At 66.5% G+C, this 17,784-nt stretch carries 15 protein-coding genes; 13 read left to right on the plus strand and 2 right to left on the minus strand.

Annotation, left to right across the window (positions count from 1 at the left end; translation table 11 throughout):
- The first annotated feature begins 1 nt into the window (after window position 1).
- From XcodCFBP4690_RS16860 to bamA, 3 genes are all read left to right on the plus strand, one after another.
- Window positions 2-1,192 (plus strand): 1-deoxy-D-xylulose-5-phosphate reductoisomerase, encoded by a 1,191-nt coding sequence (locus XcodCFBP4690_RS16860; protein ID WP_104542679.1) that lies wholly within the window; start codon window positions 2-4, stop codon window positions 1,190-1,192.
- A 26-nt stretch (window positions 1,193-1,218) separates the two neighbouring features.
- On the plus strand, window positions 1,219-2,577 hold the full coding sequence (gene rseP / locus XcodCFBP4690_RS16865; RefSeq protein WP_104542680.1) for an RIP metalloprotease RseP: 1,359 nt from the start codon (window positions 1,219-1,221) through the stop codon (window positions 2,575-2,577).
- 83 nt (window positions 2,578-2,660) lie between these two features.
- Window positions 2,661-5,066 carry an outer membrane protein assembly factor BamA gene (gene bamA, locus XcodCFBP4690_RS16870; RefSeq protein ID WP_167394679.1) on the plus strand — a complete coding sequence of 802 codons (2,406 nt, stop codon included), beginning with the start codon at window positions 2,661-2,663 and terminating at the stop codon, window positions 5,064-5,066.
- Between the two features lie 77 nt (window positions 5,067-5,143).
- Here bamA and XcodCFBP4690_RS16875 read toward each other — a convergent pair whose 3' ends face one another.
- Entirely contained in the window at window positions 5,144-5,335 is a 192-nt protein-coding gene (locus tag XcodCFBP4690_RS16875) for a hypothetical protein (protein ID WP_104542684.1), read from the minus strand.
- A 127-nt stretch (window positions 5,336-5,462) separates the two neighbouring features.
- Here XcodCFBP4690_RS16875 and lpxD point away from each other — a divergent pair, with 127 nt between their 5' ends.
- The 9 genes from lpxD (at window position 5,463) to XcodCFBP4690_RS16920 (ending at window position 16,042) form a co-directional block, all read left to right on the plus strand.
- Window positions 5,463-6,476, plus strand: a complete 1,014-nt coding sequence (lpxD, locus tag XcodCFBP4690_RS16880) for a UDP-3-O-(3-hydroxymyristoyl)glucosamine N-acyltransferase (RefSeq protein WP_104542686.1) — start codon at window positions 5,463-5,465, stop codon at window positions 6,474-6,476.
- Window positions 6,473-6,934 (plus strand): 3-hydroxyacyl-ACP dehydratase FabZ, encoded by a 462-nt coding sequence (fabZ, locus tag XcodCFBP4690_RS16885; RefSeq protein WP_104542688.1) that lies wholly within the window; start codon window positions 6,473-6,475, stop codon window positions 6,932-6,934. The genes lpxD and fabZ overlap by 4 nt, the downstream gene beginning before the upstream one ends.
- A gap of 23 nt (window positions 6,935-6,957) precedes the next feature.
- Window positions 6,958-7,749, plus strand: a complete 792-nt coding sequence (gene lpxA, locus XcodCFBP4690_RS16890) for an acyl-ACP--UDP-N-acetylglucosamine O-acyltransferase (protein WP_104542690.1) — start codon at window positions 6,958-6,960, stop codon at window positions 7,747-7,749.
- Window positions 7,750-7,844: 95 nt separating this feature from the next.
- Window positions 7,845-9,062, plus strand: coding sequence for a lipid-A-disaccharide synthase (lpxB, locus tag XcodCFBP4690_RS16895; RefSeq protein ID WP_104542692.1), 1,218 nt, complete (start codon window positions 7,845-7,847; stop codon window positions 9,060-9,062).
- A complete protein-coding gene (rnhB, locus tag XcodCFBP4690_RS16900; RefSeq protein ID WP_104542694.1) occupies window positions 9,059-9,775 on the plus strand; it encodes a ribonuclease HII in 717 nt (238 codons plus the stop codon). The genes lpxB and rnhB overlap by 4 nt, the downstream gene beginning before the upstream one ends.
- Window positions 9,776-9,958: 183 nt before the next feature.
- Entirely contained in the window at window positions 9,959-13,546 is a 3,588-nt protein-coding gene (dnaE, locus tag XcodCFBP4690_RS16905) for a DNA polymerase III subunit alpha (protein WP_104542696.1), read from the plus strand.
- Window positions 13,547-13,733: 187 nt separating this feature from the next.
- Window positions 13,734-14,693, plus strand: a complete 960-nt coding sequence (locus XcodCFBP4690_RS16910; protein WP_104542698.1) for an acetyl-CoA carboxylase carboxyltransferase subunit alpha — start codon at window positions 13,734-13,736, stop codon at window positions 14,691-14,693.
- Between the two features lie 58 nt (window positions 14,694-14,751).
- Window positions 14,752-15,507 (plus strand): tetratricopeptide repeat protein, encoded by a 756-nt coding sequence (locus tag XcodCFBP4690_RS16915; protein WP_104542699.1) that lies wholly within the window; start codon window positions 14,752-14,754, stop codon window positions 15,505-15,507.
- A gap of 85 nt (window positions 15,508-15,592) precedes the next feature.
- On the plus strand, window positions 15,593-16,042 hold the full coding sequence (locus XcodCFBP4690_RS16920; RefSeq protein WP_244183688.1) for a hypothetical protein: 450 nt from the start codon (window positions 15,593-15,595) through the stop codon (window positions 16,040-16,042).
- A 269-nt stretch (window positions 16,043-16,311) separates the two neighbouring features.
- On the opposite strand, the gene XcodCFBP4690_RS16925 is transcribed toward XcodCFBP4690_RS16920, so the two are convergent.
- A complete protein-coding gene (locus XcodCFBP4690_RS16925) occupies window positions 16,312-16,758 on the minus strand; it encodes a HemJ family protein (RefSeq protein ID WP_104542703.1) in 447 nt (148 codons plus the stop codon).
- A gap of 72 nt (window positions 16,759-16,830) precedes the next feature.
- On the opposite strand from XcodCFBP4690_RS16925, the gene XcodCFBP4690_RS16930 reads away from it, so the two are divergent.
- The gene (locus XcodCFBP4690_RS16930) at window positions 16,831-17,433 is read left to right on the plus strand and encodes a class I SAM-dependent DNA methyltransferase (RefSeq protein ID WP_104542705.1); all 603 of its coding nucleotides are present in this window, start codon (window positions 16,831-16,833) and stop codon (window positions 17,431-17,433) included.
- Window positions 17,434-17,784 lie beyond the last annotated feature (351 nt).

Genomic DNA, 17,784 nt, shown 5'->3' on the forward strand with positions numbered 1-17,784 from the left:
CATGGCTGGTCCTTCTCTCCGTCAGGTTGCCGTGTTCGGCGCCACCGGCTCGATCGGCGCATCGGCGCTGGATGTGATCGCACGCCACCCGGAGCGACTGCGCGCCAGCGTGCTGTCGGCCGGCAGCAAGGTCGATGAGCTGCTGGCGCTGTGCGCCATCCACCGGCCCGCGCATGCGGTGATCGCCGACCAAGCGCTGTATCCGGCGCTGCGCGACGGCCTGCGTGCCGCCGGCCTGGGCACCCAGGCACACGCCGGCACCGACGCGCTGGACGCACTGGCCGGCAGCGATGCCTGCGATACGGTGGTGGCCGCGATCGTGGGTGCCGCCGGCCTGCCCTCCACCCTGGCCGCCGCGCGCGCCGGCAAGCGCCTGCTGCTGGCCAACAAGGAATCGCTGGTGCTGGCCGGCGAACTGCTGACCCGCACCGCCACCGCCGCGGGTGCGGACATCATTCCGATCGACAGCGAGCACAGCGCCATCTTCCAGTGCCTGCGCTCCTGCGACGCCAGCGGCGGCGTGCGCCGGGTGATCCTGACCGCCTCCGGCGGCCCGTTCCGCGGCTGGGACCGCGCGGCGCTGTCGGCCGTGACGCCCGCACAGGCGGTGGCGCATCCCAAGTGGTCGATGGGGCCGAAGATTTCGGTGGATTCGGCGACCCTGATGAACAAGGGCCTGGAAGTCATCGAGGCGCATCACCTGTTCGGCCTGCCCGGCGACCGGATCGATGTGCTGGTGCACCCGCAAAGTCTGGTGCATTCGCTGGTCGAATTCGTCGACGGCTCCACCCTGGCCCAGCTCGGCCTGCCGGACATGCGCACGACCCTGGCGGTCGGCCTGGCCTGGCCGGAGCGGGTCGACTCGGGGGTGGCGGGGCTGGATCTGTTGCAACAGGGCCGGCTGGATTTCGAGGCGCCCGACACCGCTGCGTTTCCCTGCCTGGGCCTGGCCTGGGCCGCGCTGCGCGCCGGCGGCACCGCCCCGGCCACCCTGAACGCAGCCAACGAAGTGGCCGTTTCAGCGTTTCTTCAGGGCCAAATAGGTTTCCTAGCCATCCCTGCGTTGGTCGAACACACGTTGACAACGCTCCCGCGGCACAATGCCGACACCCTCGACAGCCTGCTTTTTGCCGACGCGCAAGCCCGGCAAATCGCCGAACGCGCCCTTCCCCACTACGCCCTTCATGCCTGATCGATTCACGCAACCGAGTTGCATCCATGGGTGATTTCATCGGGTCGGTCTGGTGGATGATCGTCAGCCTGGGTGTGTTGGTGACCTTTCATGAATTCGGGCACTTCTGGGTCGCACGCCGCTGCGGCGTCAAGGTGCTGCGTTTCTCGGTGGGCTTCGGCAAACCGTTGTGGATGCGCCGCGACCGCCACGGTACCGAGTTCGTGGTGGCAGCGATTCCGCTGGGCGGCTACGTCAGGATGCTGGACGAACGCGAAGGCGACGTGCACCCGGCCGAGCAGGACCAGGCCTTCAACCGCAAGAGCGTGTGGCAGCGCATCGCGATCGTCGCTGCCGGCCCGATCGCCAACCTGCTGCTGTGCATGGCGATGCTGTGGGCCATGTTCGTGGTGGGCAAGCAGGACTATTCGGCCACCGTCGGCCGCGCCGACGGTCTGGCCGCCGAAGCCGGGCTGACCCCGGGCGAACGCATTGTGCGCATCGACGGGCGCAGCGTAAGCAGCTGGAGCGATGCCAGCATGCAGCTCACCACCGCGGCGATGGACAGGCGCGACATCCAGGTGCAGACCAGCGTCGAAGGCGCGGGCAGCCGCGAACATACCCTGCGCCTGTCGCAGCTGCCGGTCGGTTTCGACGAACGCCACGTGGCGTCGCTGGCCGGGATCGGCTGGCAGTTCATGCTGCAACCGCCGGTGATCGCCGAAGTGGTCCCCGGCTCGGTGGCCGACGGCCTGCTCAAGCCGGGCGACCGCATCGTGGCCATCGACGGCCAGCCGATCCGCTCGGCCGAGGACATCATTCCGCAGGTGCAGGCGCTGGGCGAGCACGGCGGCCTGGGCATGATCGAGGTGGCGCGCAAGGGCGAACAGGGCGAAGACCGGCTGGCGCTGGAGATCGCCCCACGCAAGTCGCCGCAGGGCCAGTGGATGATCGGCATCCGCCCGGCCGCAGCGCCCGCCCCGGCGTACGACAGCCGCCAGCAGTACGGTCTATTTGCCGCGGTGCCTGCGGCGATCCGCGAAACCGGCCGGATGACCACCGATTCGCTGGGCATGATGAAGCGCATGTTGACCGGCCAGGCTTCGGTGAAGAACATTTCCGGCCCGGTGACCATCGCGCGCGCCGCCAATGCCTCGGCCGAACGCGGGCTCGACTGGTTCCTGTATTTCCTCGGTCTGCTGTCGCTGAGCCTGGCGATCATCAACCTGATGCCCATCCCGATCTTGGACGGGGGGCATCTGCTGTATTACCTTATTGAGTTGGTCAAGGGCAGCCCGATCAGCGAGCGGGCCATGATTGCCGGGCAATATGTCGGCCTCGCGGTCCTGGCAGGGCTGATGGGACTGGCGTTCTACAACGACATTCTTGGCCTGGTTACACGATGAAGCTGCTCCACTCTTTCCGCCTGTTGTCGTCGTCATACGCCGGCATCCAGCAACACCCGAAATCGACTCCAACCGGATGTGACATGACGCGTCTTCCCACTCGCCGCTTGCTTGCCCTCGCTCTTGCCGCCGGCCTCAGCCTGCCAGCCGTTGCCCTGGCCGCCGAGCCGTTCGTTGCCAGCGACATCCGCGTCGATGGCCTGCAGCGCATTGCATCCGGCACCGTGTTCACCTATCTGCCGGTGAACCGCGGCGACACCGTGGACGATGCCAAGGTGGCCGATTCGATCCGCGCGCTCTACCGCACCGGTTTCTTCGAGGACGTACAGCTGGACCGCCAGGGCAACATCCTGGTCATCACCGTCAAGGAGCGGCCGGCGATCAACAAGCTCACCGTGACCGGCAACAAGGACATCAAGTCCGAGGAGCTGCTCAAGGGCCTGGGCGACATCGGCCTGTCCGAAGGCGGAACCTTCGACCGCCTGAGCCTGGACCGCGTGACCCAGGAACTGACCCGCCAGTACAACAACCGCGGCAAGTACAACGTGGAGATCACCCCGACGGTGAGCCCGCTGGACCGCAACCGCGTCGATGTGGCCATCGCGATCAAGGAAGGCAAGGCGGCCAAGATCCGCCACGTCAACCTGATCGGTACGGAAAAGTTCGCCAACGAGGACATCCTGGAGAACTGGGAATCCAAGGAGCACAACTGGGCCTCGTGGTATCGCCGCGACGACCAGTACTCCAAGGAAAAGATGTCCGGCGACCTGGAGAAGCTCAATTCCTGGTACCTGGACCGCGGCTACGTGGACTTCAGCATCGATTCCACCCAGGTGTCGATCAGCCCGGACAAGCGCGACATGTTCGTCAGCGCCGGCGTCACCGAGGGCGAGCAGTACAAGATTTCCGAGATCAAAGTCACCGGCGACACCGTGCTGCCGCAGGCCGACATCGAGCGCCTGGTGATCCCCAAGGCCGGCGACATCTTCTCGCGTGCGCTGCTGGAGTACACCTCCGATGCGATCACCAATACGCTGAGCAACGTCGGTTACGCATTCGCCAAGGTCAATCCGATCCCGACCCCGAACCGCGAGGACCGCACCGTTGCGGTCAACCTGCAGGTGGTGCCCGGCCCGCGCGTGACCGTGCGCCGCATCCTCTACAAGGGCAACAGCCGCACCTCCGACGAGGTCTTGCGCCGCGAAATGCGCCAGTTCGAGAACACCTGGTATTCGCAGGCGGCGATCGACCGTTCCAAGATCCGTCTGCAGCGTCTGGGCTACTTCGAGTCGGTGAACGTGGAAACCCCCGCGGTGCCCGGCAGCAACGACCAGGTGGACGTGGTCTACGACGTCAAGGAAACCACCTCCGGCAGCTTCGTGTTCGGCCTGGGCTTCTCGCAGGCCTTCGGCGTGACCACCTCGGTGCAGTTGTCGCAGAACAACTTCCTGGGCGGCGGCAACCGGGTGGCGGTGGAAGCCTCGCGCAGCACCTTCCAGCAGCGCTATGCGTTCTCCTACACCAATCCGTTCTTTACCGACGACGGCGTGTCGCTGGGCTACAACCTGTCCTGGCGCTCGCTGGACTACTCGGACTTCAACACCGCGCAGTTCAACAGCAAGAACGGTTCGGCGCAGGTGATCTTCGGCGTGCCGATCACCGAAAACGACACCGTGTCGGCGATGGTGGGCGTGGACAGCAACCAGATCACCACCTTCCCCGGTACCACGCCGCAGGCGATCGTGGACTACATCCGGGCGGTGGGCACGGATACCTTCAAGGCCGTGCGCACCGAATTCGGTTGGGCGCGCGACACCCGCAACGACTTCTTCATGCCGACCCGCGGCATGTACCAGCGCGTCGGCCTGGAGACCACCCTGCCCGGCTCCACGGTCGAGTACTACAAGCTCAACTACCAGATCTCCAACTACTGGCCGATCATCCCGGCGCTGGTACTGAACACCCGCTTCGAGCTCGGCTACGGCGACAGCTACGGCAAGGACAGCACGCGCGACATCTGCGGCGTGGTCAACAATGCAACCCTGACCGAGCAGGCCTGCAACGGCAGCAACCTCATCCGCAGCGTCACCGCCACCGGGCTGCCGTTCTACGAGAACTTCTACGCCGGCGGCACCAACTCGGTGCGCGGCTTCGAAGACAACACCCTGGGCCCGCGCTCGGAACCCATCAACGGCTTCACCCGCGGCCAGCCGCTGGGTGGATCGTTCAAGACCGTCGGTTCGGTGGAAATGTATTTCCCGAAGCTATTCGACAGCCCCTCGGCGCGCATCTCGGCGTTCTTCGATTTCGGCAACGTCTATAGCGGCGTGGACAACTTCAAGGCCAACGAGCTGCGTGCCTCCACCGGTGTGGCGCTGTTGTGGCGCGCCCCGGTCGGCCCCATTTCGATCAGCTATGCGTTTCCGCTGAAGAAGGAAGACAACGACGAAATCGAGCGTCTGCAGTTCACCTTCGGCGGCCAGTTCTAAGATTGGCACGCAAAACAATGGCGGCCCGGTCGCTCGGGCCGCCATTGTTTGTTTGAACAACCCGATGCGAAACAGCCTCAGAAGTAGTCGCTCCAGACCTTGCCCAGGCAGCTGGCGGTGGCGCTCCAATCGGATGAGTCCACGCATTGCACCTGCTGGTCCCAGAAGCTCTGCGCATCGGCACGCTGCTGCGCGAAATCGTCGGCCGATGCGCTGCTGACAGCGCCCAGCAGGATCACACCGGCGAACATGGAGAGGAGGGATTTCATATGCTTCTTCCTGGGTTAGCCGCGCGGTTGCGGCCAGGCAACAGATACGCCTGACTGTTTAGCGCATTCTTGGCAATGTTTTTTTTCCGTAAAAACAGCCACTTACTGTTTACGCGAGGTTCACCTGATGCCGTTGACCGCCAGTGCGATTGCCGAACAATTTGGTCTGACCGTCGTTGGCGACGGCGCGACCGAGGTCACCGGGGTGGCGACGCTGGCGCACGCCGGCGCAGGCCAGCTGAGCTTCCTGTCCAATCCGCGTTACCGGCCGCAATTGGCTGACACCCGGGCCGCCGTGGTCGTGGTGCGCGCCGAGGATGCCGAGGCCGCGCGCGGCACCGTGCTGGTCGCCAAGGACCCGTATACGGCGTTCGCCAAGATTGCGGCGCTGTTCGACGTGGCGCCGGTGCGTGCACCTGGCATCCACCCGTCGGCCGTGATCGATCCCAGCGCGCAGGTTTCGCCGGGCGCGCATGTCGGCCCGTTCGTCAGCATCGGCGCGCGCAGCCGCGTGGGCGATGGCTGCGTGATCGGCACCGGCAGCATCATCGGCGAGGACTGCGTGGTGGACGACGGCAGCGAACTGCTCGCCCGGGTCACCCTGGTCACCCGGGTGCGCCTGGGCAAGCGCGTGCGCATCCATCCGGGCGCGGTGATCGGCGCGGACGGCTTCGGCCTGGCGATGGACGCCGGCCACTGGATCAAGGTGCCGCAGCTCGGCGGCGTGGTCATCGGCGACGATAGCGAGATCGGCGCCAACACCTGCATCGACCGCGGCGCACTGGAAGACACCGTGCTGGAAGAAGACGTGCGCGTGGATAATCTGGTGCAGATCGCGCACAACTGCCGCATCGGCGCCCATAGCGCCATCGCCGGCTGCACCGGCATTGCCGGCAGCGCCAAGATCGGCCGCTATTGCCTGCTTGGCGGGCATGTGGGCGTAGTCGGCCACCTGGAGATCTGCGACAAGGTGGTGATCACCGGCAAGTCGGTGGTGCGCAATTCCATCCATGAGCCGGGCGAGTATTCGTCCGGCACCCCTCTCACCGACAACCGCACGTGGCGCAAGAATGCCGCGCGCTTCAAACAACTCGATGCGCTGGCAAGGCGCATCCTGGCTGTGGGCAAGGAGAACGCATGAGTCACCCCGTTTATGAGCTGCCGATCGACGTCAACCAGATCCAGACGCTGATCCCGCATCGCTACCCGTTCCTGCTGATCGACCGGGTCATCGAGCTGGACCTGGATGCCAAGCGCATCGTCGGCCAGAAAAACGTCAGCATCAACGAGCCGTTCTTCCAGGGCCACTTTCCGACCCGCCCGGTGATGCCCGGCGTGCTGATCATCGAAGCGCTGGCGCAGGCCGGCGGCGTGATGACCCAGCTCGGCCTGGGGCGCGATGCGCTGTCCAAGCTGTTCTACATGGTCAAGGTCGACAACGCCCGCTTCAACAAGCAGGTGGTGCCGGGCGACGTGCTGATCCTGGACGTGCAGATGAAGCGGCTGATCCGCAACATGGGATGCTATTACGGCGAGGCCAAGGTCAACGGCGAAGTCGTGGCCAGCGCGGAAGTCATGTGCGCCGGCGCCAGGGAATAATCCGTTTTTGGAGATGAGAGACGATGCGTGATCAGGCACCCTTGATTCATCCCACCGCCGTCATCGATCCCGCGGCGCGACTGGCCGACGATGTGCGCGTCGGCGCGTTCTGCCTGATCGGCGCCGATGTGGAGATCGGCGCCGGTACCGAGGTGGGGCCGCATTGCTCGATCCACGGCCCTACCCGGATCGGTCGCAACAACCGCTTCATCGGCCATGCGGCGATCGGCGGCGAGCCACAGGACAAAAAATATGCCGGTGAGCGCACCGAACTGGTGATTGGCGACGGCAACGTGATCCGCGAGTTCGTCACCATCAATCGCGGCACCGGCGGCGGCGGCGGCATCACCGTGATCGGCAACGACAACTGGATGCTGGCCTACACGCACGTCGCGCACGACTGCCACGTCGGCAACCATTGCGTGTTTTCCAACAACACCACGCTGGCCGGCCACGTTACCGTGGGCGACTACGTGATCATCAGCGGCTTTGCCGGTGCGCATCAGTTCTGCCGCATCGGCGCGCACGCCTTCCTGGGCATGGGCGCGCTGACCAACGGCGACGTGCCGCCGTTCACCATGGTCGGCAGCGACTCGCTGGGCCGCCCGCGCGGCATCAACAGCGAAGGCCTCAAGCGCCGCGGCTTCGATGCCGAGCGCATCACCGCGATCAAGCGCGCCTACCGCACGCTGTACGTCGCCGGTCTGCCGCTGGCCGACGCCAAGGCGCAACTGGCCGAACAGGCCAAGGACAGCGAAGACGTCCGCGGCATGCTGGAGTTCATCGAAGCGGCGGAAAGGCCGTTGCTGCGATGAAGACCGGGATTCGGGAGTCGGAATTGGGGATGAGCAGCGTTACCTCGCAGCAGGGTGAGGCGGTCATCCCCGCCCTTGCCAATCCCGAATCCCGAATGCCCAATCCCAGCGCGCGCGGGCGCGCGCCGCGCATCGCGCTGATCGCCGGCGAGGCCTCCGGCGATATCCTGGGCGCGGGCCTGATAGAACAGTTGCGGCTGCGCTACCCCAACGCCGAATTCGTAGGCATCGGCGGCGATGCGATGCGTGGCGCGGGCTGCCAGACCTGGTTCGATGCCAGCGAGCTGGCCGTGATGGGCCTGACCGAAGTGCTGCGCCATCTGCCGCGCCTGCTCAAGCTGCGCAGCGCGTTCCGCGAGCGCGTGCTGGCGTGGAAGCCGGACGTGTTCATCGGCATCGATGCGCCGGATTTCAATCTGCCGGTGGAGCGCTGGCTCAAGCAGCGCGGCATCAGGACCGTGCATTACGTCAGCCCCTCGGTGTGGGCCTGGCGCGAAAAGCGTGCGGAAAAGATCGGCGCCAGCGCCGACCTGGTGCTGTGCCTGTTCCCGATGGAACCGCCGATCTATGCCAAACACGGCGTGGACGCGCGCTTCGTCGGCCACCCGATGGCCGACGACATCGCCTACCAGGCCGACCGCGAGGCCGCGCGCGCCACGCTGGGGTTGTCTGCCTCCAGTACCGTGCTGGCGGTGCTGCCGGGCAGCCGGCATGGCGAGATCAGCCGACTCGGCGACACCTTCTTCCAGGCCGCCTGGCTGGTGTCCGAGCACCTGTCCAACCTGCACGTGCTGGTGCCCGCCGCCAACCCGGGCTGCAAGCAGTTGCTGGCCGAGCAGCTGTCGCGCTCGTCGCTGCCGGTGATGCGCTCGCACCTGCTCGACGGCCAGGCGCGCACCGCCATGCTGGCCGCCGACGTGGTGCTGCTGGCCTCCGGCACCGCCACGCTGGAAGCGATGCTGGTCAAGCGCCCGATGGTGGTCGGCTACAAGGTGGCGCCACTGACCTACCGCATCGTCAAGACGCTGGGCCTGCTCAAGGTCAACCGCTACGCCCTTCCCAACATCCTGGCCAACGACGACCTCGCCCCGGAGCTGATGCAGGACGACTGCACCCCGGAACGGCTGTGCGTGGCCCTGCTGGACTGGTTCAAGCACCCGGAAAAGGTCGCCGCCCTGCAACCGCGGTATCTGGCCCTGCATGCCGAACTGCGCCGCGACGCCTCGGCGCGCGCGGCCGATGCGGTGGCGGAGCTGCTGGAGGGCCGGGATTCGGGAGTGGGGATTCGGGATTCGTCAGGAGCAACAGCATGACCGACCTCCGCCAGCCGCCCTTGTTTGGCCAATCCCAAATCCCGAATGCCGAATCCCGGATTTTGACCGCCGGTGTCGACGAAGCCGGCCGCGGCCCGCTGGCCGGGCCGGTGGCAGTCGCGGCGGTGGTGTTCGATCCCGGCAAGCCGCGCATCAACGGGCTGGACGATTCCAAGCAACTCACGGCCGAGCGCCGCGAGCAGTTGTACGCGCGCATCGTCGACCGTGCGCTGGCCTGGTCGGTAGTGTTGATCGACAGCGAGGAGATCGACCGCATCAACATCTACCAGGCCACCATGCTCGGCATGCGCCGCGCGGTGGAAGGCGTGGCGCATGTGGCCAGCTTCGCGCGCATCGACGGCAACCGCGTCCCCAAGGGGCTGCCCTGCCCGGCCGAAGCGCTGATCGGCGGCGATGCGCTGGACCGCGCCATCATGGCCGCCTCGATCGTGGCCAAGGTCACCCGCGACCGCGTGATGCATCAGCTGCATGCACAGCATCCCGAATACCGCTTCGACCAGCACAAGGGGTACAGCACGCCCACCCACCTGGCCGCCCTGCAGACCCACGGGCCGTGCCCGCAGCATCGCCGCAGCTTTGCGCCGGTGCGGCTGGCGCTGGAGAGCCTGGGGAGCCGGGACCCGGGACCGGGGACCGGGGACCCGCAACAGCTGCAGGTGGTGCAGCTGGTTGCGCCGCTTTTAGAGGTCTGAGATCTGAGGCCGGGACCGGGGACCCGGCAAAGTAACGGCAACGGCCGGCAGCGGACCGCCACGTATTGGCGCTTTTGCTTTTCTCTCCCGGGTCCCCGGTCCCGGGTCCCCGGTCCCGGCTTGTCAAGCCTTGTTCCTCCCCGCCCCCGCCGCTACCCTGCCCGGGCATCGTTCTGGTTCCGCATGTCCACTTCCCGCTTCGTCCATCTTCACGTCCACACCGAGTTCTCGCTGGCGGATTCCACCATCCGTGTGCCCGAGAAACCGGATCAGGCCGATCCGAAGAAAGCCAAACAGGCCAATCTGCTGAGCCGGGCGGTCGAACTCGACATGCCCGCGCTGGCGGTCACCGACCTCAACAACCTGTTCGCGCTGGTCAAGTTCTACAAGGCTGCCGAAGGCGTGGGCATCAAGCCCATCGCCGGCGCCGACGTGATGATCGCCACGCCGGACATGACGCCGTGGCGCATGACCCTGCTATGCCGCGACCGCGAGGGTTACCTGAGCCTGTCGCGGCTGCTCACCCGCGCCTGGATGGAAGGCCACCGCCCCGAGGGCGGGGTGGCGGTCCATCCCGAATGGCTGCAGGCCGGCCATGCCAACCTGTTCGCGCTGGCCGGACGCGACAGCCTGGCCGGGCGCCTGTTCAACGAGGGCCGTGCCGACCTGGCCGAGCAGCAGCTGGCCGACTGGCAACGCGTGTTCGGCGATGGCCTGCACCTGGAACTGACCCGCACCGGGCGCGAGGGCGAGGAACGCTTCAACCAGTTCGCCCTGCATGCGGCCGGCGTGCGCGGGTTGCCGGTGGTGGCCAGCAACGACGTGCGCTTCCTGTACGCCAACGATTTCAACGCGCACGAAGCGCGCGTGTGCATCTCCTCCGGCCGCGTGCTGGACGACCCCAAGCGCCCGCGCGAGTACAGCGATCAGCAGTACATGAAATCCAGCGAGGAGATGGCCGCGCTGTTCGCCGACATCCCCGATGCGATCGACAACACGCATGCGCTGGCGCAGCGCTGCAACATCGAGATGCGGCTGGGCACCTACTTCCTGCCCGCCTACCCGGTGCCCGAAGACGAGACCCTGGATACCTGGATCCGCAGCCAGTCGCGACAGGGCCTGGCCGCACGCCTGGAAAGGAACCCGATCGCCCCGGGCAAGACGCGCCAGGACTACGTGGACCGGCTGGAATTCGAGCTGGACACCATCATCAAGATGGGCTTTCCAGGCTACTTCCTGATCGTGGCCGACTTCATCCAGTGGGGAAAGAACCAGGGCATTCCGATCGGCCCGGGGCGCGGTTCCGGTGCCGGTTCGCTGGTGGCCTGGGCGCTGCAGATCACCGACCTGGACCCGTTGCCGTACAACCTGCTGTTCGAGCGCTTCTTGAACCCCGAGCGCGTGTCGATGCCCGACTTCGACATCGACTTCTGCATGGACCGCCGCGACGAAGTCATCGACTACGTGGCGCGCAAGTACGGCCGCGAGCGCGTCAGCCAGATCATCACCTACGGCACCATGGCGGCCAAGGCGGTGGTGCGCGATGCCGGGCGCGTGCTGGGCTTCTCGTACGGGCTGGTCGACAGCGTGGCCAAGCTGATTCCCAACATCCTGGGCATCACGCTCAAGGATGCGATGGGCGAAGGCAAGGACTCGGAGATGGCCTCGCCGGACCTGATCCAGCGCTACCAGGTCGAAGACGACGTGCGCGACCTGATGGACCTGGCGCGCCAGCTCGAGGATCTCACCCGCAACGCCGGCAAGCACGCCGGCGGCGTGGTGATCGCGCCCGAGCCGCTGTCCGAATTCTGCCCGCTGTTCGCCGAACACGACGAAGACGGCCGCGGCAAGAATCCGGTCACCCAGTTCGACAAGGACGACGTCGAAGCGGTGGGCCTGGTGAAGTTCGACTTCCTCGGCCTGCGCACGCTGACCATCATCGACTGGGCGGTCAAGGCGATCAACGTGCGTCACGCGCGCGCCGGCATCGATCCGGTGGACATCACCGCCATCCCGCTCGACGACGTGCCCACCTACAAGGGCGTGTTTGCCTCCGGCGCTACCGGTGCGGTGTTCCAGTTCGAATCCTCGGGCATGCGCCGCCTGCTCAAGGACGCGCGCCCGGACCGCTTCGAAGACCTGATCGCGCTGGTATCGCTGTACCGCCCCGGCCCAATGGACCTGATCCCGGACTTCAACGCGCGCAAGCATGGCCAGCAGGAGATCGTGTACCCCGATCCGCGCACCGAAGTCATCCTGAAAGACACCTACGGCATCATGGTGTACCAGGAGCAGGTGATGCAGATGGCGCAGATCGTCGGCGATTACTCGCTCGGCGGCGCCGACCTGCTGCGTCGCGCGATGGGCAAGAAGGTGCCGGCCGAAATGGCCAAGCACCGCGAGATCTTCCGCGAAGGTGCGGCCAAGGGCGGGGTGAGCGCAGCCAAGGCCGACGAAATCTTCGACCTGATGGAGAAGTTCGCCGGCTACGGCTTCAACAAGTCGCACGCGGCCGCCTACGCGCTGGTCAGCTACCAGACCGCCTGGCTGAAACGCCATTACCCGGCCGAATTCATGGCCGCCACGCTGTCCTCGGACATGGACAACACCGACAAGGTGGTGGGCTTTCTCGATGAGGTGCGCAACCTCGGCCTCACCGTCAGGCCGCCGCGCGTCAACGAATCGGCCTACATGTTCGAGGCCGCCAGCCCGGACACGATCCAGTATGGCCTGGGCGCGATCAAGGGCGTCGGCCAGGGTGCCTGCGAGGCGATCGTCGAAGAACGCGAGCGCGGCGGCCCCTACACCACGTTGCTGGATTTCTGCACGCGCGTGGGCACTGCAAAGCTCAACCGGCGCACGCTGGAAGCGATGATCAATGCCGGCGCCATGGACGGGCTGGGCAAGAACCGCGCCTCGCTGATGCTGCAGCTGCCCGAGGTGATGAAGGCCACCGAACAGATGGCGCGCGAACGCGCCTCGGGGCAGAACTCGTTGTTCGGCGGCCCGGACCCGAGCGCACCGGCGATGCGCCTGGACTTGCCCGAGAGCAAGGAATGGCCGCTGGGCCAGCTGCTCACCGGCGAGCGCGAAACGCTGGGCTTCTACCTCAGCGGGCATCCGTTCGACCCGCACCGCGAGGAAGTGCGCGAGCTGGTCGGCTGCGACCTGGGCGCGTTGGAAAAGATCCTGGCCTCGCAACAACGGGGCGGCGGTGGCGGCGGCGACGGCGAAAAACGCGCCTGGCGCCCGGAAGTCAGCGCGATCCTGGCCGGCCAGGTGGTCGGCGTGCGCCGCAAGGGCGACAGCCAGGTGTTCGTGCAACTGGAAGACGGCCGCGGCCGGGTGGAATGCAGCGCGTTCTCCGATGCGATGGCCGAGTTCGGCCACCTGCTCACCCGCGACCGCATCCTGATCGTCAAGGGCGGCCTGCGCGAGGACGAATTCAACGGCGGCTACAGCCTGCGCATCCGCCAGTGCTGGGACTACGAGCAGATCTGCGCCGACCACGCGCAACGGCTGTCGCTGCGCCTGGACCTGCGCGAGAAGCAGGCCTTCAAGCGCATCGACGCCCTGCTGGCCAAGCACCGCCCCGGCAAGACGCCCCTGCGCCTGGATCTGCTGCTGCGCGCCCCCAGCGGCGGCGTGGCCGGCATGCTCGACCTCAACGGCAACCACTCGGTGCGCATCGACCAGCAACTGATGGACAGCCTACGCGCCGACCCGGCGGTGCGGACGTTGAAGATCAAGTACAACCCGCCGTGGGCGTGAGGGGCCGGGAGTGGGCATTCGGGATTGGGGATTCGCAACGGCGGTCTACCGCCATGCCGAAGCGGCGCGGTACTGCTCTAGCGAATCCCGAATCCCGACTCCCCAATCCCCGCCTCCGAACGGCTGCGTACGGGCCAGCCACACCGCTTCAGCTACACTCCCCGCCTTACGTTGACGACGCCATTGCATGAATCCTAACTACCTCGACTTCGAGCAACCCATCGCCGATCTGGAAGCCAAGATCCAGGAGCTGCGCAAGGCCAGTACCGGGCCCGCAGTCAACGTGGAGACCGAAGTCCGCGCGCTGCGCGACAAGTTGCGCGTGCGCACCGCGCAGATCTTCCGCGACCTGTCGGCCTGGCAGGTCTCGCAGCTGGCGCGCCACCCGCAGCGCCCGTACACGCTGGACTACATCGGCACCATCTGCGATGAGTTCCAGGAACTGGCCGGCGACCGCGCCTATGCCGACGACAAGGCCATCGTCGGTGGCCTGGGCCGCATCGATGGCCGCCCGGTGGTGATCATCGGGCACCAGAAGGGCCGCGATACCAAGACCAAGGTGGCACGCAACTTCGGCATGCCGCGCCCGGAGGGCTACCGCAAGGCGCTGCGCCTGATGAAGCTGGCCGAGCGCTTCCGCCTGCCGCTGCTGACCTTCATCGACACCCCCGGCGCCTATCCTGGCATCGGCGCGGAGGAGCGCGGCCAGTCCGAAGCGATCGCGCGCAACCTGCTGGAAATGGCCGAGCTGAAGATCCCGGTGATCTGCACCGTGATCGGCGAAGGCGGCTCCGGCGGTGCGCTGGCGATCGGCGTGGGCGACCGCACCCTGATGCTGGAATACGGCACCTATTCGGTCATTTCGCCCGAAGGCTGCGCCTCGATCCTGTGGAAGGACGCGGCCAAGGCCAAGGACGCCGCCGAACAGCTGGGCCTGACCGCCAAGCGCCTGAAGGGCCTGGGCCTGGTCGACAAGGTGATCCGCGAGCCCACCGGCGGCGCGCATCGCAACCCAGAACAGATGGGCAAGCGCCTGAAGGCGGTCCTGCTCAACGAACTGGACACGCTGGAAAAGATCCCGATGGAAACCCTGCTGCAGCAACGCTACGAGCGCCTGCGCAGCTACGGTGCCTACGAGGGGCATTGATCCGCGTGCACGATGACCGGCCGCGCCAGCTGCGCGGCCTTGGAAAGGACTCCCAGGCATGACCCCACTCCTGCTGATCTCGCTGTTGCTGCAAGGCGCCTGCTGCGTCCACGTCGTGCGCAGCGGCCGCCCGTTGTACTGGATCTTCCTGCTGCTGGCGTTTTCGCTGCTGGCGGTGCTGGTCTACGTGTTCGTGGCGGTGATCCCGGACCTGCGCAACGACCCCAACGCGCGCCGCAGCCTCAAGCGCGTGCGCAACACCCTGGACCCGCAGCGCGAACAACGCGATGCCTCGCGCCGCCTGGATGTGGCCGACACTCCGGAAAATCGTCGCCAGCTCGCCGAGAGCCTGTTGGCCCGCGGCGACTACGCGCAGGCCGCCGAGCATTACCAGGGCGCGTTGCGCGGGCTGTATCGCGACGATCCGCACCTGATGCTGGGCCTGGCCAAGGCCCAGTTCGGGCTGGGCCAGCCGCAGCAGACGCGACAGACCCTGGATGCCCTGATCGCGGCCAACCCCGGCTTTCGTTCGCACGACGGGCACCTGCTGTATGCGCGTGCCGTCGAAGACAGCGGCGACATCGATGCCGCCCTGCACGAGTATGAGACGTTGGCGCAGGGCTACCCCGGCGAAGAGGCGCGCGTGCGCTATGCGCAGCTGCTGCAGCGCACCGCACGCAGCGACCAGGCCAAGGCGATGTACGAACAGGTGCTGCGGCATGCCGCCGCCTCGCCCAAGCACTACCAACGCGAGCAACGCGCCTGGGTCGACCTGGCACGCAAGGGCCTGCGCGAGCTGGACACCGGCGCGTAATCGCCGGCCGCTCCAGGCGTCATCTGGCAACATGGAACGCGACGCGCCTTCGAACAGCAGCCCCCGCGCGACCAAGGCGACCAGCATGCCCAGAAAACCCGACATCGAGGCAGGCCTGAAGGCCGAGATCGACCATCTGCTGGAGCTGTCGGCGCAGGCGTTTCGCAGCGGCGCCATTGCGGACTCGCTGGCCCTCGGATTGCAGGCCTGGGCGCTGATCCCCGAGCCCAAACAGGCCTGGGATTACTACCCGCAAAGCCTGTCGGCGAGCTTCGTGAAGGACTACGCCGATCTGCGCGACGAGGACAACGTGCGTAAATGGATCGAGGTGATGGCGCTGATGTACGACGATCCGGATCACACCGACCATCTGGTGCTGATGACCGAAGGCGAAGCACTGCTGCAGCTCGGGGATGAAGCGGGTGCGCGCGCTGTCTTCGGGAAAATCTACGCGCTGTACGGCAAAAAGGGATTTGCCGGGCACCAGAAGCGCTATCTGGCCTTGCATCTCGAGCAACAGCGCAACGAGGCGTAACCCACCACGGCTGCCACGCGCTCGCTTCGCGCCGCATCGCTCGCGGCTGCATCGACGTGCGTGTCGATGCAGCTGATCCGTTTCACCGTCACTGCATGAACGCGACGCGCCGAGGCACGACTGCGCGCGCCCATCTCGAACCTGTCTGAGCAGGCAGTTCCTGCGCTTGCGATGCCGAAGCTACCGTCGGCGAGCTGGCTCCACGCCCTGGCGCTCGATGATGTCCACAGCGAGTCCAGCAAGCCTGCGTCACCCTGCTGTGGCCTGGCTCAGAACGGCTTGGCCAACACCAGCCAGATCACGCCCACCAGCAGGATCACCGGCACTTCATTGAACCAGCGCAGGGCCCGACCACCGGGCACGCCACGTCCCCGTTCGGCGCCTTTGACCCAGCGGCCGGACACGATGTAGTGGGCAAGAATCAAGGCCACCGCAAACAGCTTGGCGTGCAGCCAGCCGCCGGCCACCATCGTCGGGAAATCCGGAATCACCCGGTAGCCCTGCCACAGCACCGCACCCAGCAGCAGCGCCAGGCCGAGCATGCTGTGGCCGAACTTGTACAGCCGCCGCCCCATCAGCACCAGGCGCGCGCGCACCGCGGTGTCGTTCCCGGCTTCGGCGATATTGACCAGGATGCGCGGCAGGTAGAACACCGCGGCCATCCAGGCGATGACGAACAACAGGTGGAAGGTCTTGATCCACAGATACAAGGTCATGCGCTGGCTCCATTGGCTCGCGTAGGATGGCCCGCATTTTCACCTATCCAAGGCCGCGAAAGCGCCTCACACATGTCCACGCCCGATCACAAACAGTACGACGCCGCCTATTTCACCCGCTGGTACCGCAACGCGGGCCTGGCCGACCCGGCGCGCCTGCGACGCAAGGTCGCACTGGCCGTCGCCCAGGCCGAGTACTACCTGGAGCGGCCGATCCGCAGCGTGCTGGACGTGGGCTGCGGAGAAGGCGCATGGCGTGCGCCGCTGCTGGCGCTGCGCCCCAAGCTCAGCTACCTGGGCTTCGACAGCAGCGCCTACGCCGTGCAGCGCTATGGCCGCAGCCGCCAGATCCATCCGGCACGTTTCGGCGATTTCGCCTGGCTGCGCCCCTGCGCACCGGTGGACCTGCTGATCTGTTCGGACGTCCTGCATTACGTGCCCACCCGCGAATTCAACCAGGGACTGCCCGGGCTGGCCGAGCTGTGTGCGGGCGTCGCCTTCCTGGAGACCTTTGCGCAGGAAGACGCGTTCGAAGGCGACCACGACGGCTTCCAGCCACGGCCAGCGCGCTGGTATCGCAAGCGCTTTGGCAGCGCGGGCTTCACCGCGCTGGGATCGCATTGCTGGTTGCCGCCGCAGCTGGCCAATGAGGCGTCGTCGTTGGAGCGCGGTTGAGGAGAACTGCTTCGCCCGTGCCGTGGAGACAGGCAGCTTTTCTGCCGTATGTTGGCTGCTTGAAGCATGCAATGCGTGTAGCTTCGCTCCGTACCCTCACCCCAACCCCTCTCTCCCGCAGGGAGAGGGGCTCGAGCAGTGGCTGGCGTCGTTGTCCCTTCTCCCGCCTTGCGGGAGAAGGTGCCCCGTAGGGGCGGATGAGGGAACCTGCGCAGCCACGTGCTATTCGGCAGGCGAGTGGCTTCGCCTCCTATCCTCACCCAAACCCCTTATCTCTTGGCGATCTGCCAGATTAGGCGTCGAGAGCCGGCGTGGTCGACCGATAGCCCACAGGTCTGAGTGACCGCGGGA

This window comes from Xanthomonas codiaei, from assembly GCF_002939785.1.
GTDB lineage: Bacteria > Pseudomonadota > Gammaproteobacteria > Xanthomonadales > Xanthomonadaceae > Xanthomonas > Xanthomonas codiaei.